At 60.6% G+C, this 16589-nt stretch carries 15 protein-coding genes; 11 read left to right on the top strand and 4 right to left on the bottom strand.

Annotated elements, in window-relative coordinates; translation table 11 throughout:
* The first annotated feature begins 63 nt into the window (after positions 1-63).
* Positions 64-1248 carry a porin gene (locus tag QCE73_RS35175; RefSeq protein ID WP_309885510.1) on the top strand — a complete coding sequence of 395 codons (1185 nt, stop codon included), beginning with the start codon at positions 64-66 and terminating at the stop codon, positions 1246-1248.
* Between the two features lie 35 nt (positions 1249-1283).
* Here QCE73_RS35175 and QCE73_RS35170 read toward each other — a convergent pair whose 3' ends face one another.
* The gene (locus QCE73_RS35170; protein WP_035500034.1) at positions 1284-2327 is read right to left on the bottom strand and encodes a LacI family DNA-binding transcriptional regulator; all 1044 of its coding nucleotides are present in this window, start codon (positions 2325-2327) and stop codon (positions 1284-1286) included.
* 306 nt (positions 2328-2633) lie between these two features.
* Between QCE73_RS35170 and QCE73_RS35165 the strand changes: the two genes are divergently transcribed.
* The 10 genes from QCE73_RS35165 (at position 2634) to QCE73_RS35120 (ending at position 13227) form a co-directional block, all read left to right on the top strand.
* Positions 2634-3548, top strand: a complete 915-nt coding sequence (locus QCE73_RS35165; protein ID WP_309885509.1) for a LysR family transcriptional regulator — start codon at positions 2634-2636, stop codon at positions 3546-3548.
* Positions 3549-3680: 132 nt separating this feature from the next.
* A complete protein-coding gene (locus tag QCE73_RS35160; RefSeq protein WP_404989862.1) occupies positions 3681-4601 on the top strand; it encodes an intradiol ring-cleavage dioxygenase in 921 nt (306 codons plus the stop codon).
* Between the two features lie 66 nt (positions 4602-4667).
* Positions 4668-5546: a TIM barrel protein gene (locus QCE73_RS35155; protein ID WP_309885507.1), complete on the top strand. Its 879-nt coding sequence runs from the start codon at positions 4668-4670 to the stop codon at positions 5544-5546.
* Positions 5547-5587: 41 nt separating this feature from the next.
* Positions 5588-6580, top strand: a complete 993-nt coding sequence (gene iolG, locus QCE73_RS35150; protein ID WP_035500042.1) for an inositol 2-dehydrogenase — start codon at positions 5588-5590, stop codon at positions 6578-6580.
* 24 nt (positions 6581-6604) lie between these two features.
* The gene (locus tag QCE73_RS35145) at positions 6605-7693 is read left to right on the top strand and encodes a Gfo/Idh/MocA family protein (protein WP_250486929.1); all 1089 of its coding nucleotides are present in this window, start codon (positions 6605-6607) and stop codon (positions 7691-7693) included.
* A gap of 96 nt (positions 7694-7789) precedes the next feature.
* On the top strand, positions 7790-8860 hold the full coding sequence (gene chvE, locus QCE73_RS35140) for a multiple monosaccharide ABC transporter substrate-binding protein (RefSeq protein ID WP_309885506.1): 1071 nt from the start codon (positions 7790-7792) through the stop codon (positions 8858-8860).
* 90 nt (positions 8861-8950) lie between these two features.
* A complete protein-coding gene (gene mmsA, locus QCE73_RS35135; protein ID WP_309885505.1) occupies positions 8951-10489 on the top strand; it encodes a multiple monosaccharide ABC transporter ATP-binding protein in 1539 nt (512 codons plus the stop codon).
* Positions 10467-11690, top strand: a complete 1224-nt coding sequence (gene mmsB / locus QCE73_RS35130) for a multiple monosaccharide ABC transporter permease (RefSeq protein ID WP_081818150.1) — start codon at positions 10467-10469, stop codon at positions 11688-11690. Before mmsA ends, mmsB begins: the two co-directional genes overlap by 23 nt.
* Before the next feature lie 141 nt (positions 11691-11831).
* Positions 11832-12128: a Dabb family protein gene (locus QCE73_RS35125; RefSeq protein WP_035500050.1), complete on the top strand. Its 297-nt coding sequence runs from the start codon at positions 11832-11834 to the stop codon at positions 12126-12128.
* Positions 12129-12165: 37 nt separating this feature from the next.
* Positions 12166-13227, top strand: a complete 1062-nt coding sequence (locus tag QCE73_RS35120; RefSeq protein ID WP_309885504.1) for a maleylacetate reductase — start codon at positions 12166-12168, stop codon at positions 13225-13227.
* Between the two features lie 35 nt (positions 13228-13262).
* Here the strand turns inward: QCE73_RS35120 and QCE73_RS35115 are convergent, their stop codons facing one another.
* The 3 genes from QCE73_RS35115 to QCE73_RS35105 form a co-directional block, all read right to left on the bottom strand.
* Positions 13263-14666, bottom strand: coding sequence for an MFS transporter (locus tag QCE73_RS35115; protein WP_309885503.1), 1404 nt, complete (start codon positions 14664-14666; stop codon positions 13263-13265).
* Positions 14667-14764: 98 nt separating this feature from the next.
* Positions 14765-15580: a shikimate dehydrogenase gene (gene aroE / locus QCE73_RS35110; RefSeq protein ID WP_309885502.1), complete on the bottom strand. Its 816-nt coding sequence runs from the start codon at positions 15578-15580 to the stop codon at positions 14765-14767.
* 15 nt (positions 15581-15595) lie between these two features.
* A complete protein-coding gene (locus QCE73_RS35105; protein WP_309885501.1) occupies positions 15596-16588 on the bottom strand; it encodes a D-glycerate dehydrogenase in 993 nt (330 codons plus the stop codon).
* Position 16589 lies beyond the last annotated feature (1 nt).

Below are 16589 nucleotides of genomic sequence, written 5' to 3'. Positions count from 1 at the left end.
GCACAAGTTAGCCCGTGATAACAAAGTATGTACGTAGCATAACTAAATGAATGGAGACGGATAATGAAGAAGATCTTGTTCAGCGTGTTCGCGTTGTCAGCCACGGCGACGGCCACGGCTCAGAGCAGCGTCACGCTATACGGCATCGTGGATAACGGTATCGTCTACGAGACAAATCAGCCGAAGGGTCATGTATTCGGAGCGCAGAGCGGAGGCTGGGCGCAATCCAGATTTGGCCTCAAGGGCGCAGAGGATCTCGGCGGCGGCACGCATGCGATCTTCCAGCTCGAGTCCCGGCTGAACACGATGAACGGCAGCGTTGCGAACGGGAGCTTCTTCGAAGGACAGGCGACTGTCGGCCTGCAAAACGACACGTGGGGGCAAATCAAGTTCGGAAACATGGGCTCGGCGGAGATTAGCCAGTATTCGGGCGATGTCGATCCGCAGCAGACGAAGAAGTACGCGATCGGAACACTGGTTCGCGGGCGCATCTTCTCGCAGGCAGCGAATGGCGTCGAGTATCTCTCACCGACAATCGCGGGCTTTACCTTGCAAGGCCAGTATGACCTGACCAACGCACCGACGTGGAATGCTGGCAATCCGGGCAGCGCGCCCGGTCAACTGGGCACGTCCACCGGGCTCGGAAGCGCTCAGGGACGTTCCGATGGCATCAAACTGTCGTACGCGAATCGCGGTCTCTTCTGGCAAGCGACCTACGACGAAGTCCGCGACCCGAATGGCCAGTTCAGCAACGTGTATCTGACGTCGCGCTCGATTCTCACGGGCTTGACCTATGCATTCGGTCCTGTGACGGCGTATCTCGGCTACCAGCACCTGAGTGCTCCCGATGCATCCAACGCGGGGTATTTCGGTGCGGCGGCGCCGTCGGCATTGCCATCGGGTACCGGTCTCCCGACGACGGTCAATCACGAATGGATCGGCGCGATATGGCAGACGACGCCTGCGCTGGCTATCACCGGTGCGGTGTATCACGCCAACGCGAACAAGGGGAACGGGAACGCAACGCTGTACACGCTGGGCGCAAACTACTCGCTCTCGAAACGAACGCTCCTCTACACTGAACTCGCCTACGTACGCAACAGCTCGACGTCCAACCTGGGCCTCGACGGCAGCCTGTACGGTGCGAATACCAATGACGATCCGGTCAACGGAAACCCGTCGAGCACTAACCCCAACTATGGGAAGAGCCAGTTCGGCGTGATTGCGGGGCTGGCGACGAGGTTCTGATGGCACGCTGACGAAGCGAGTTGCGAGCGGTCGAGTCAGTCGCGAAAGCGGCTGGCAATGTAATCCGGGATATTTTCCGGAGTGACGACAACGACCGAAGAAGAAGTCGCGACGGAGGATGCCGGCAGAAGCTTGTGATAGTGCATGATGTGATGACAGGCGGAACGCATGTCCTGTCGCAGGTCGTGATGCAGAATCGCCTGTATCCGTCCATCGCGCAGCAACTGCACGTTATCTCTGTCGAGGTCGTGACCGATGAAGAAGACCGGCGCTTGCTGTTGCGCCTCCAGCGCGCGAAGAATGGCGATGTTGCCGCCGCCCATCGAATAGACGGCTGTGACATGGGTATCGTCGCCGAGCGCGCTGCGGACTCGATCCGCTGTCGGCATATCGAGGCCATGTCCGCCGCTCGCATCGACCAGCTTCAGACGCGGATGATGTTTGCGCAATGCTCGACGAAAGCTTATTTCGCGCTCTTCCTCGCCCCGGAAGTGCTCGTCACTCATCGTTATCAACACGTTGGCGGGCTGCGTTCCCAGCAACAGGCCGAGAAGATACGCGGCCGTGGCCCCGGCGACGCGATTATCGAGCCCCGCATAAGCGATGCGCCCCGACATCGGTATGTCGGTGACGATCGTGACGACCGGAATGCCGTGGCGCTGAAGCTCCGCCACCGCCTCTGCAATCTCGGGAACGTCCCGGGCCTTCAGGAAAACACCGTGACTTCCGCGTCGAATGATCGACCGAAGCGCCTCCACGACTTCCGAGGTCGTCATCGTCTCCTGCAACATAAAGCGTGGTCGAACGACCGCGGGGTGCATCAGAGCGAGTTCGCCTTCGAGGGCATGCTTGATTTCATCGCTGAACCGCAAAGGCGCCTCGACTACAACGTCGACAATGAGTTTTCGTCCTGTGTTCGCGAGATTCAACTCCTGCTTCTCGAGCTCCTTGATGGCTTGCTCGACCCGTCGGCGAGTGTGCTCGCGGACATTGGCGCGACCGTTCAATACCCGGTCGACGGTCGCCACGCCAAGCCCCGCCTGAAGGGCGATTTCCTTGATCAAAAACCGGTGAGCCACTGCGACCCTCCACTGCAGATAGATTTTTGATGTACTTCCGAGACTTCAGAAAGGCCATCCCGGCCTATCCTACATCGAAAAAAGAAGGCATTGCGGTGTCTGAAATCACGGGTATTCCCTCATGCAACCGAGATAACCTTGCATCTGAACTGATAGATTATTGATGTGTTTTTGTAGCATCAAGATAGATTCGCCGCACTATGATGATGCATGCGCGATACCCAAATAATGATTCGACGAGATCGCGCGTGATCCCTCGTTCCATCGGAATGCGGGCGGAAACAAAAGGCGTGATGGCGCAAGGGCATGGACCAGTTCAAGGAACTTCAGTTATTCGTGGAAGTAGCCGAGTCGGGCAGCATCAGTCGCGCTGCCGAATCAGTCGACCTGTCCATTTCGGCGGCGAGCCGGTATCTGATCTCGCTGGAGGCGAGACTCGGAGTCCAACTGGTTCGCCGGACGACGCGTAACCTCTATCTGACCGAGGCGGGCGCCGAATTTCATCGACGTTGCAAATCCATACTGTCCGACCTCGGCGAAGCCGAAGCCGTCATCAAGGAAGCGGTCGTGCGTCCGAGCGGCGTGCTTCGAGTCACCGCTTCATTGTCCTTCTGCATGCTGCATATCGCGCCGATGCTTCCCGAGTTCACCGCGCGTTATCCGGACATCGCTGTCGATGTGGTCGCGGCCAACCGCTACTACGACATCATCGAGAACGGCATCGACGTCGCGATTCGAACCAAAGTGCTCGAACCGGATAGCAACATCACGATCAGACGGCTCGCATCGACACGCCGGATTCTCGCCGCTTCGCCCGGCTACATCGAGGCGAACGGGCGTCCCCGGTTCCCGGCTGAACTCGTGAAGCACAGGTTGCTGAACTATCAACTCGCCGACAATGCACGCGAGCTCTCATTCACCCGCGGCGGCGAAAACGTGGTGGTCAAAGTGAAGCCATTGGTCGAGTCGAACGACGGTCAGATACTCCGCGTCGCCGCACTCGACAACATGGGCATCCTTGTGCAGCCGAAGTACATCGTCTACGACGACCTCAAGGCCGGTCGTCTGGTCCCGGTGCTGGACGATTGGGACCTTCCCCGGTTGACGATGAACATCGCGTTTCAGACTCGCGCGCATCTGCCCGTGAAAGTGCGACTGTTCATCGATGCGCTTCTGGAGCGCTTCCAGCAGAACGACTACGAACGTCACTGGACGGCGTGAGCCCGGTTCGCGCTGCCCTCGAGGCGTATTCCCACTCAGCGCGAAAGACTTTCCCTTTCTAGCTCTGTTTTGCCAGCCAGGGCGAATATAGACTGGTCTCAAAGCTACACAAGAGATCGATGGAGACAAGTAATGCAAAGCGCATTCCCCGCAGTTCAGTCCACCTCGCCGTATTTCGATGAAGCACGCTCGGCAGACGTGGTCAACGCTCGCACGAGCGACGACGCCGACCCTCGTCTGAAGCAAGTGATGTCGGTATTGGTCAGGCATCTGCATGCTGCCATCAAAGAGATCGAACCGACTCACGAGGAATGGTTCGCTGCCATCCGCTTCCTGACCGAGACCGGTCAAATGTGCACCGACTGGCGGCAAGAGTACATCCTGCTTTCGGACATCCTCGGGGTTTCGATGCTGGTTGACGCGATCAATCACCGTCGTCCGAGCGGCGCCACGCCCAACACGATTCTCGGTCCCTTCTACGTCGCCGATGCACCCGAATATTCGAACGGCACGAACATCTGCCTTGATGGAAAGGGTGAGCCGATGGTCGTTGAAGGCCGCGTGACAGACATCGAGGGCAATCCGATTCCGAACGCGAAGCTCGAAGTGTGGCAGACCAACGATGACGGCTTCTACGATGTGCAGCAAAAGGGCGTGCAACCTGACTCGAATATGCGCGGCGTTTTCACGTCGGATGCAGAAGGCCGCTACTGGTTCAAGTCCGTCAAGCCGCGCCACTATCCGATTCCCTCGGATGGTCCGGTCGGCAAGCTCCTCGGCGCGATGGGTCGGCACCCCAACCGGGCCGCGCACCTGCACTTCATCGTGACTGCGCCCGGATTCGACCCGGTCATCACTCACATCTTTACGCCGGACTGCCCGTACTTGTCCGAGGATGCGGTCTTCGGCGTCAAGCGTGAGCTTATCGCTGAATTCAACAAGATCGACGACGCGGATGCGGCGAAGCGAGTCGGGTTCTCGTCGCCTTTCTGGTCTGTGTCGTGGGACTTCACGCTCGCGACATCCGGCAAGCCGCATCTGCAAAACACGTAATCGCTTGGCACGTCGGCACGTGCTGCATGAACACAGACGATATCGAGAGACATAGGAGTGCTACACATGAAAGCGAAGAAAGAATTGCTGGCAGCGTACTGGACCCTCGCAGGTGATGTCTATCCATGCGCAGCAAATGAAATCAGTCCGTTCCCGCTGCGCGACCGCTGCGAAGCGGCGATGCGCGCGGGCTGGAGCGGCGTCGGCCTCATCCTCGATGACCTCGAATACAGCATCGAGAAGTACGGCCTGTCGGGCGTCAAGAACATTCTGGAAGACACGGGCATGAAGTACTTCGAGCTCGAAATTCTGATGGACTGGTACTTCGACGGTGAGGCGCGTGCGAAGTCGGACCATTGTCGCCGCCGCTTCATCGAATTGGGCGCCGAACTCGGGATGCGCAATCTGAAAATCGGTGCGAGCCCGTTCGACAAGAATCCGCCCGACTTCCCCCGTATGACCGACGAGTTCGCAAAGCTTTGCCAGGACGTGGCGACGGTCGGCGCGACGGTCGCAATCGAGTTCATGCCTTTCTCTCCTATCCGAAACGTCGCAGAGGCGCTGAAGGTCGCGGAAGGGGCCGATCAACCCAACGGTGGACTGATGGTCGATCACTGGCACGTGGCCCGCGCCAATACGCCGTATAGCGAGGTCGCGCAAATCCCGGCGCGCTTCATCAAAGGCGTCGAGATGGACGACGTTGCCGCACACGTCAAGAGTTCGCTCTTCGACGACTCGACCTTCAACCGCCAGCTCTGCGGCGAAGGCGCCGGCGACTGCGTTGCGTTCGTCGATGCACTAGAGCAGGCAGGCTGCACTTTGCCTTACTACGGCGTCGAACTGATCTCCGAAGTTCATCGGAAATTCCCGCTCGACGAGATGGCGAAGCGCGCCTACGACACCACCGTCGCGCAGTTCTCGGCGAAGCCCGCCACTACCGCATAAGCGCTTCCAACCCTAAACGACAAAGTATTCTGGAGACTCACATGATTCGAATCGCCGTACTCGGTGCAGGCCGCATTGGCCGCATTCACGCTGGCAACGTCGCCGCGAGCCCCAACGCGAAACTCGTCGTGGTCGCGGACCCGATCGAAAGCGCGGCACAGTCGCTGGCGACCAAGCTCGGCTGCGAAGCGTCGACGGACCCGGCAGGCGTGCTTGAGCGCAACGACATCGACGCCGTGGTCATCGGCACGCCCACGGACACGCACATCACGTTCATGCTCGAAGCCGTGAAGCGCGGCAAGGCTGTGCTTTGCGAAAAACCCATCGACCTCGACATGGCAAAGTCGCTGGCCGCCGCGAACGAAGTCGAACGCCAGGGCGGCCGCGTCATGCTCGCTTTCAATCGCCGTTTCGATCCGACGTCCCAGGCGTTCCGCAAGGCGATCGATGCGGGTGATGTCGGCGAAGTGCGTCAGGTCATCATCTCGAGCCGCGACCCCGGCATGCCGCCGCGCGATTACGTCGAGCACTCGGGCGGCATCTTCCGCGACATGGTGATCCACGACCTGGACATGGCTCGCTGGCTGCTGGGCGAAGAACCGGTCGAAGTGATGGCCATGGCCAGCCGCCTCATCGACGAGTCGCTGGAAAAGCTGACCGACTTCGATACGGTGATGGTTCAGTTGCGCACCGCTTCGGGCAAGCAATGTCACATCAACTGCTGTCGTGAGGCTGTCTACGGATACGACCAGCGCATGGAAGTGTCCGGTTCCAAAGGCATGCTTCTGCAAGAGAATCTCCGGCCGTCGACGGTTCGTCGCTGGTCGAAGGATGTCACGGATGCACGCGAGCCGCTCCTCAACTTCTTCCTCGAACGCTACGTTGAAGCGTACAAGGCAGAACTCGAAGCCTTCGTCGATGCGCTGAACACGAAGTCCCCGTTGCCGACGTCGGTTCAGGACGGGCTGAAGGCGCTGCGCCTGGCGGATGCCGCACTCGAGTCCGCGCTGACGGGCAAAGCCGTCAAGGTGTAACCGAGAATCCGGAGGAGATACGTCATGACACGAAAGATTGGTCCCAACGAAACGCTCGGTGTGGCATGTCTTGGCATCACTCACCCGCATACGTCCGGGCGAGTCAAGGCGATTGCCCGCCGTTCCGACGCGAAGATGCTCGGCGCGTGGGATACGAGCCCGCTGCTCACGCCGTTCGTCGATGCGCTCGGCCTCGAAGCCCGCTCGAAGGAAGACATCCTGGCGGACAAGAATGTTCATGTCGTGCTGGTTCATTCGAAGAGCGAGAAGATGGCCGACCTGACCATCGAAGCACTCGAAGCCGGCAAGGCTGTGTTGTGCGAAAAGCCGGCCGGACGCAGCTCGGCGGATGCGAAGCGCATCGTCGACGCGGTCGAGCGTACCGGCGGTCTCGTGCAGGTCGGCTATTGCTGGCGCTTCGCGCCTTCCGTGGACGCCATGCAGGCGGCGCTCAAGAGCGGCCGCCTCGGGAAAGTCGTTCAGGTGCGCGCTCACGGCGGATGCTCGCACGACGAGGCGGGCACGCCGCATATGACCCAGCCCGGCGACATCGGCGGTGCCGTGTTCGTTATCGGTTGCCACCTCATCGACCGCATTCTTCTGCACTTCGGTTTGCCGCGCTCGGTGAACGCGCGCATCACGAAGTTCCCGAACTTCCACGGCGATGAATCGCGCGAAGACGCGGCAGGCGCGGTGCTGAACTACGAAGACAAGATCGTCAGCGTCGACTTCATGTCCTGGGACGTTCTGCCGTGGACGGAAAGCTGGGACATCACGGCCTACGGCACCGAAGGCATCATGTCGTCCCGCTCGCTGCCCTCTAGCTACAAGATTTACGACGCGGGCAAAGGCGACTATCCGGAAGGATGGACCGAATGGCAGGAGACGAGTTTCCCGGAAATCTGGGCGACCAAGAAAACGGAGTATTCGCCGGACATCGCTGAAATCGGCAATCCGGTGTACTTCGACCGCGAGTCGAACGCATTCGTCGATGCATTGCGCAATGGCACGCCTTCGGTCGTGCCGGCGACGCAGGCATACAACATCAGCCGAGTTATCGAGGCCATGTTCGCTTCCTCGAAAGAAGCCGGCGCAGAGGTCTTTATCCGATAACCGCTTGCAAGACTGACGCTCAATAGCGTCAGTCGAAGAATCCGTAGATCATAAATCGGGAACGTAAATTCGTATTCCTAATCAGGAGACAGTGTCATGAAAATTTTGAAGAGCGTCGTGGTGGTTCTTGCAGCATCCGCTGCTTTCGCAGCAGCCTCGGGCGCCGCTTTTGCAGAAGATAAGGGCGTCGTCGGCATCTCGCTGCCGGACAAGACGGAATCCCGCTGGATTACCGATGGGAAGAGCATGGTCGACGCGCTGAAGGCAAAGGGCTACGCGTCGGACCTTCAGTACGCGAATTACGATGTTCCGACGCAGGTCAACCAGGTCGAGAACATGCTCGCGAAGGGCGTCAAGGCGCTGGTCATCGCGCCCATCGACGGAAAGACGTTCTCTGATGCGTTGGCTCTCGCCCAGAAGAAGGGCATCAAGGTTATCTCCTACGACCGTCTGATCAGCCAGACGAAGGACGTCGATTATTATGCGACCTTCGACAACTATGGCGTGGGCGTTCTGCAGGCGCAGAGCATCGTCAGCGCATGGCAGAAAGCCGGCAGCAAGACGCCGTTCAACATCGAAGTGTTCGGCGGCTCAAGCGATGACAACAACGCTCATATGGTCTACGCGGGCGGCATGTCGGTTCTCAAGCCGTACATCGACAGCGGCAAGTTCGTGATTCGCAGCAAGCAGGTTGCCTTCGAGAAAGTCGCGACGCGCAACTGGGATGGTGCGACCGCGCAGTCCCGCATGGACAACCTGCTGAGCGCGTTTTACGGCAAGGACCATCTGGATGCGGTCTGGGCGCCGAACGACGCGCTGGCGATCGGCATCATCTCGTCTCTCAAAGGCGTGGGATACGGTTCGGCCCAGCAAGCAATGCCGATCATCACGGGACAGGATGCGGATGTTCAGAACGTGAAGAACATCGTTCGCGGCGACCAGACTTCGACGGTGTTCAAAGACACGCGCAAGCTCGCCGGCGTCGCAGCCGATATGGTCAACGACGCGCTCGCCGGCAAGCAGGTGCCCGTCAACGATACGAAGAGCTACAACAACGGCGCGAAGGTTGTTCCCACTTATCTCGTGAAGCCCGTTCTGGTCGACAAGGCCAACTATCAGTCGGAGCTGGTCACGAGCGGCTACTACACGCAGGCCCAGATCAAGTAAGGCGCCTGAACGTCAGCGTGGCGCGGAGTGTGGCAAGTCCCCGCCACGCGGGTACGCCTCGGAGCGTGACCAATCGGAGAAAGTTTGACCATGGATACCATTCTGGAGATGCGCGGCATTCAGAAAAGCTTTGGCCCCGTCAAAGCGCTGAATAACGTGAATATGAGGGTGCGCCAGGGCGAGATTCACGCCATTTGTGGAGAGAATGGCGCTGGAAAATCGACCCTGATGAAAATTCTCAGTGGCGTCTATCCGCACGGCTCGTACGGTGGCGACGTCCTTTACGACGGCCAGGAGCGAGCCTTCGCCGATATATCCGATAGCGAGGCGGTCGGCATCATCATCATTCATCAGGAACTCGCCCTCGTACCGATGCTATCGATTACCGAGAACATCTTTCTTGGTAACGAACAATCCAGGCGCGGGGTTATCGACTGGCAGATCTCGCGTGCGAAAGCCAGAGAACTGCTGGCGAAAGTGGGCCTCACGGATTCTCCCGACGCCGCAGTTGGCACGCTCGGGATCGGCAAGCAACAGCTTGTGGAAATCGCAAAGGCGCTTTCTAAAGAAGTCCGTCTGCTCATCCTCGACGAACCGACAGCGAGCTTGAACGAGAAAGACAGCGACACGCTTCTTACGCTGCTGCTCGAATTGAAGGCGAACGGCGTAACGTCGATCATCATCTCGCACAAGCTGAACGAAATCTCGCGTGTCGCGGACGGCATCACCGTGATTCGCGACGGATCGACGGTCGATGTTCTCGACTGCAGTACTGAAGCCGTGAGTGAAGACCGCATCATCAAAGCGATGGTAGGGCGCGAGATGTCCGACCGCTATCCGCCGCGTACGCCGGACATCGGCGACGTGATTTTTGAAGTGAAGGACTGGCGTGTAAAGCATCCCACGCAGCGAGACCGCGCCGTCCTCAAGGGCGTGAATCTGACGGCACGCAAGGGCGAAATCGTTGGTATCGCCGGCCTGATGGGTTCCGGGCGCACCGAGCTTGCCATGAGCGTTTTCGGCGGCACGTATGGTCAGGACATCACAGGCCAGGTGCTGATGCACGGAAAGCAGGTCGATACCTCGTCGGTGAAGAAGGCCATCAATGCGGGCATTGCCTACGTCACCGAGGACCGTAAAGGCAATGGCCTTTTGCTCGACGACAACATCAAGCGAAACATTACGCTGGCGAACCTTTCCGGTGTTTCAAAGCTCGGCGTCGTCGATGAGCATGAGGAGATCAAGGTCGCGACCGAGTTTCTCAAGAAGCTTCGAATTCGTGCGCAAGGCGTGACGCACGTCGTAGGAAACCTGTCAGGCGGAAATCAGCAGAAAGTCGTCATCAGCAAGTGGCTGTTTTCCGAACCCGAAGTGCTGATTCTCGACGAGCCCACGCGAGGCATCGACGTGGGCGCTAAGTACGAGATCTACAACATCATCAATCAGGCGGTTGCAGCGGGCAAATGCGTGGTCATGATTTCTTCGGAAATGCCCGAGCTACTCGGAATGTGCGACCGCATCTATGTCATGAACGAAGGCCGGTTCGTCGGCGAATTAACCGCGGAAGAAGCCTCGCAGGAAAGCATCATGCGAGCAATCATGCGAAATGGAGACATTCAAAATGCGTAAGGCACTCTCTCCGGTAGCCGCCGAAGGCGCCGAGGTCAAGCAAAGCGAAGTATTCGGAATGATCAAGCGTATCGGTAGCGAGTATGGGCTGCTGCTGTCGCTCGTCATCATCATGGTGTTTTTCCAGGTTGCGACGAACGGCGTGCTGATGCAGCCGCTCAATCTGACCAACCTTGTGCTGCAGAACAGCTATATCGTCATCATGGCGCTCGGCATGCTGATGGTGATCGTTTCGGGTCATATCGACCTCTCAGTCGGTTCGACGGCGGGGCTCGTGGGCGCGTTGGCCGCCGTATTGATGGTGCAGTATGAAGTGAACTACGTGTGGGCGACCATCATCTGTATCGCCGCCGGCGCACTTATTGGCGCTATGCAAGGCTACTGGATCGCTTTCTGGCGGATGCCCTCGTTCATCGTAACGCTGGCCGGCATGCTGGTGTTCCGCGGCATGACGAATCTCGTGCTCCAGGGACAGTCCATTGGGCCGTTCCCCGAAGGCTTTGGCACGGTGAGTTCGGGCTTTATCCCGGACGTCTTTCACGGTCAGGCGCTTCACATCACCTCGATCCTTCTCGGCGTGTTCGTCGGCGTGCTGTTCTTCGTGATCGAGCTTCGGCATCGCGCTGGTGCGGCGAAACATGGCGTCGAGAGCGGCTCGTTCGCAGTGTTCGTCACCAAGAATGTCGTGCTCACCGCGCTCATCGTGGGTTTCTGCTACCTGCTCGCGTCCTATCGCGGCTTGCCGACGGTGCTGGTCATCATGGGCGTGCTGATCGGCGTGTACACGTTCCTCATGAACCGCACGACCATTGGGCGTCGCATCTATGCGGTTGGCGGGAATGCGAAGGCTGCGCGTCTGTCGGGCGTCAGCGTGCCGGCAGTGAGCTTCCTGACGTTCGTGAACATGGGGATTCTCGCCGCGCTCGCGGGCCTGATCTTCGCCGCGCGTTTGAATAGCGGTACGCCCAAGGCCGGCACTGGATTCGAACTCGACGTCATTGCAGCTTGCTTTATCGGCGGCGCATCGGCCTCTGGCGGTGTCGGAAAGGTCGTCGGTGCTGTCGTGGGCGCCTTCATCATGGGCGTGATGAACAACGGCATGTCCATCATGGGTATCGGCGTGGACTATCAGCAGGTCATCAAGGGCATCGTGCTGCTCGCTGCCGTGTTCGTCGATGTCTACAACAAGAACAAGGCGTAAAGCCCAATTTCGACAGCAGACCAGATTTGGGCGTCGGCGGGACCGGTTGCGTGGTGAGGTTCCGCCGACATGCAGACTTGAATCACGAGATTGCATCTCGAACATTTGGCCTGTTTTTCAGCATCATCAATGGAAATGATTATGGTCAAGCATATCGTGATGTGGGACGTTCGCGGCAACACGCCCGAGCAGAAGAAGGAATCCGCGATGCTCGTGAAGTCCGCATTTGAAAGTCTCAGCGGAAAGATTCCCGGGCTTACCAGGCTCGAAGTCGGCCTCGATGTCAGCGCTGTCGACTACGCGTGCGATGTCGTCTTATACACCGAGTTCGAAACGCGGGAATTGCTCGACGCGTACGCCTCGCACCCGGAGCATCTGCGGGTGAAGGAAGTCGTCGGTGATGTGCGTATCGCTCGTCATCAGGTCGATTACATCTGAGCGAGTTTCACGATTGACGAGCGAGGAAGCCACTCTCATGTATGAATTCACCTATACCACGCCTTCAGCCCGAGTCGTTTTCGGTGCAGGGAGCATGAAGCTTATTCAACAGGAAGTCGAGGCTCTGGGCGCACGGCGCGCGCTGGTGCTATGTACGCCGGAGCAGAAGGCTCAGGCGGAAGTCGTTTCGTCGCTTCTCGGTCCTTCGAGCGCTGGGGTCTTCGCTGGCGCCCAGATGCATGTTCCGATTGAGAACGCTCGGCGTGCACGCGAACATGCGAAGGAAGTGGATGCCGACTGCGCGGTGGCCATCGGCGGAGGTTCGACGATCGGACTCGGGAAGGCGATCGCGCTGGAATCTTCGCTGCCGATCATCGCGATACCGACGACGTATGCCGGGTCGGAGATGACGCCCATCTTCGGGATAACCGAGAAGGGCCTGAAAAAGACAGGCCGCGACGCCAGGGTCATCCCGAAGACGGTTCTGTACGACCCGGAACTGACGATGGGGTTACCCATAAAGCTTTCTATCGTGAGCGGACTCAACGCAATCGCTCATGCCGCCGAAGGCTTGTATGCGAAGGATGGTAATCCCGTCATGTCGCTGATGGCGGAGGAGGGCATTCGCGCTCTTGCCACGGGCCTGCGTGGCGTGAAGAAAAGCGAGAAGGACAAAGCGGCGCGCAGCGAGTGTCTTTACGGCGCGTGGCTGTGCGGGATGGTGCTCGGCAATGTAGGCATGGCGCTTCATCATAAGCTTTGCCATACGCTGGGTGGCACGTTCAATCTTCCTCACGCCGAGACGCATGCGATCGTCCTGCCCCACGCGCTCGCGTACAACAGCGCAGTCGCGGGCGATGCTATGGAGCGGATTGCACGGGCTTTGAACGTAAGTTCAGCGCCCGACGGACTCTATCAACTCAACAAGGAACTTGATGTGCCGCAAGGTCTCCGCGAGATCGGGTTGAAAGAAGCCGATCTCGATCACGCCTGCGAGGTGGCGCTGTCGAACCCGTACTGGAACCCGAGGCCGATAGAGGGGAAGCCGCTTCGAGCACTGTTGCAGCGTGCGTGGGAGGGTGCGCGGCCTGCCGTGTAACGGTCGTTCGACCTGGTTCTCGACGACGTCGCCCGCTAGATAGCATCGGCTGCATCGCGCAAATCGTCGAGATCCCGGCCACGCGTCTCAGGCGTGTAGTACGTCGTCACGACACCGATCAGGCTCAGAATGGCGACATAACTGGCAAGCGGAATCCACGCGAGAACACGTCCTTCGCTGCCGCCCCAGTGCGCCGTCGCCCACGCGATGATCGACGCTCCGATCAGCGGCGCGACCCCGCCCGCGATCACCGCGGATACCTCGCGGCCCACGGCGACGCCCGCATAGCGATGCTGGGCGCCGAAGAGCTCGGGCAAGAGCGCGCCTTGCGTGGCGAACATGCCCCAGACGCCCGCGAGCGCGACGCACAGCATCGCAATGCTCGCCGCCGCGTTGCCCTGACTCAGTACCCACCACGTCGGATACGCGAGCAGCAACTGATACAGCGCAAAGGCGCGATAGACGGGCACGCGTCCGAAGCGATCGCTGAGTTTGCCGGTGAGCGGAATGATCACCGCGCCCGATACGCCGGCAAGGAGCAGCGCGATCGGTCCGATGGGCCCTTTGAGTCCCGTCGCGGTCGCCATGTAGCTGATCGCGAGCGACTGATAGATCGACGAGCCGCCGTTCTCAGCCATGCGCATGCCGATAACCTTGAGCAGCGTCGGCTTCGAATGTTTGATGAGATGTTTGAGCGGGCTGTCATTGATCTGATGACGCGCTTCGAGTTTCGCGAACGACGGCGATTCCTTGAGCTTCAGCCGGATCCAGATCGCCACCGCGATGATGAGCACGCTCAGCAGGAACGGCACGCGCCACAGCCAGCTCTGCGAGATGTCTTCGACGCGCACCAGCGCGAAGTAGATCGCGGCCGCCATCACCGTGCCGAGCAGCACGCCCATGAAGGGGAGCGCGGCGAAGTAGCCGCGTCTTTTCGCGGGCGCGTATTCGGCCATCAGCACGGCGGCGCCGGCCTGTTCCGCGCCCGCGCCGAGACCTTGCAGCAGGCGGCAGCCGACCAGCAGGATCGGCGCCCAGATGCCGGCGCTCGCATACGTCGGCAACACGCCGATGAGCGTGCTGGCGACGCCCATCAGCAGGATCGTCGCCATCAGCACGAACTTGCGGCCATAGCGGTCGCCGAGCGTGCCGAAGACGATGCCGCCCACCGGCCGGATCGCAAAGCCGAGGAAGTACGCGCCGAAGCTCGCGATCAGCCCGATGGCGGGATCGGCCGACGGAAAGAACAGCGGCCCGAAAATCAGCGCCGACGCGAGGTTGTAGAGCGCGAAGTCGTAGTATTCGAGCGCGCTGCCGAGCGATGCGGCCCACGCGGCGCGATACAGGTCGCCTGTCGTGACCTCGTCGCGGTTCGTGCCGGCGCTGGCGTTGCGCGCGAGTCCGCCGTCGGCGGCCGCGATGGTTGGCTGGTGTTTCATGGTGTCTCTCTCCGTTCCTGCGACTACTGGCAGCAGTTTCGTCCTCGTCTTTGCGCGAGATGCGGGACCGCCGGCTCTTCCTGATAAGCGAATGGGCGCTAGCCCACCCGGGCGATTTCGTCGAGCAGGGCGGCGCTCATCGCTTCGAGCGGCGCCTCCTTGCCCGTGTAAAGCTCGACCTGGCCGCAGAACTGATGCAGCAGCATGCGCGTGCCGTCGATCACCCGGCAGCCGAGCTCGGCGGCATCGCGGATCAGCTTCGTGCGAACCGGGATGAAGGCCGCATCCATCACGACGAGATGCGGCGCGAGCTGTCCCGCGCGCAATGGATTGACGTCCGGCGCGCGGAATCCGGCGGCGGTCGCGTTCACGACGACATCGAACGCGTGCGGATCGAAGTCGACGAGATCGCCGCCGTATATGAGGCCGAAGTCGTGCGCGAGCGCCTGTCCGCGCGACGCGGTGCGATTGAACACGGTGACCCGCGCGCCGGCGCGCCGCACGCCCCACGCGATCGCGCGGGCAGCGCCGCCCGCGCCCAGCAATGCGATGCGCCGTCCGTCGAGCGGCGTCGCCTCTTCGAGCGCACGCACGGCGCCGACGCAGTCCGTGTTGTAGCCCGTAAGATGCCCGTCGCGATTGTCGATGGTATTGACCGCGCCGATCTCGCGGGCGGTTTCGTCGAGCGCGTCGAGATGCGGTATCACCGCCTGCTTGTGCGGCATCGTCACGTTCAGTCCGCGGATGCCGAGCGTGCGCATCGCGTCGATCGCGCCGGCTGCGTCTTCCACACCGAAGCTCACGAACGTGTAGTCCACGCCGAGCGCACGATAAGCCGCGTTATGCACCTTGACGTTGAAGGTGAAGGGCTGGCCCGCGAGCGAGCCGCACAGGGAAGGAATCGAATGAGGCATGGTCGGAATGCTCGGTCAGTGCTTCGAGAGATCGAACGCGGCGACGGGCGCAACGCCATCGAGCGCGCGCAGCAGGTTGTCGGTGGCGAGCACGGCCATCGCGCGGCGCGTTTCGTGCGTCGCCGATCCGATATGCGGAAACGGCGTGACCTTCGGATGCGTGCGCAGCGGCGAATCCTGCGCGAGCGGTTCGACGGCGAACACGTCGAGCCCGGCAGCGCGCAAATGGCCGCTTTCGAGTGCGGCGAATAGCGCGTCCTCGCGCACGATCGCGCCACGCGAACCGTTCACGAAGATCGCGCCCGACTTCATCGCGGCGAACGCCCGCGCGTCCATCAGGCCGCGCGTGTCGTCGGAGAGCGGCAGCGTCAGCGCGACGATGTCCGCGCGTGCGAGCACCTCGTCGAACGATGCGCGCGTGGCATGCCCGGCGAGCATCGCGGGAACCGGCACATCGAAGGGATCGTGAAAGAGCACCGGCATGCCGAAGCCGAGCGCCGCGCGCCGCGCCACCGCCTGCCCGATACGGCCGAAACCGAGCACGCCGAGCGTCTTGCCGTGCACGTCCCAGCCGAACAGGTCTTCGCCGATGTTGCGCGTCCAGCGCCCGTCGCGCACATGATTCGACAGCTCGACCAGACGGCGCGAGCTCGCGATGATCAGCGCGAACACCGTGTCGGCGGTGGTTTCGGTCAGGACGCCGGGCGTGTGGCAGAGCGTGATGCCGCGTTGTTTCAGATGCGCGAGATCGTAATTGTCGACGCCGACGGAGATGCTCGAAATCACCTTCAGCCGCGGCGCGCGCGCGAGATCGTCCGCGCCGATTTTGAAGCTGGAGCCGATCAGGCCGTCGGCGTCGCCCAAGGCTTCGCGAAAGCGCGGCAGTTCATCGGCGCGTCGCGGGTCGGCGACGGTCACGTCGTGTCTCGTCTGAATCCGGTCGAGCAGATCGTCCGGCAGTTTTCGAAAGACGACCACGTTCCTGCGTTCGGCGCTGGGCGTACGCATG

This window comes from Caballeronia sp. LZ029, assembly GCF_031451275.1.
Taxonomy (GTDB): Bacteria; Pseudomonadota; Gammaproteobacteria; order Burkholderiales; family Burkholderiaceae; genus Caballeronia; species Caballeronia jiangsuensis.
This window is presented reverse-complemented; position numbering and strand designations above follow the sequence as displayed.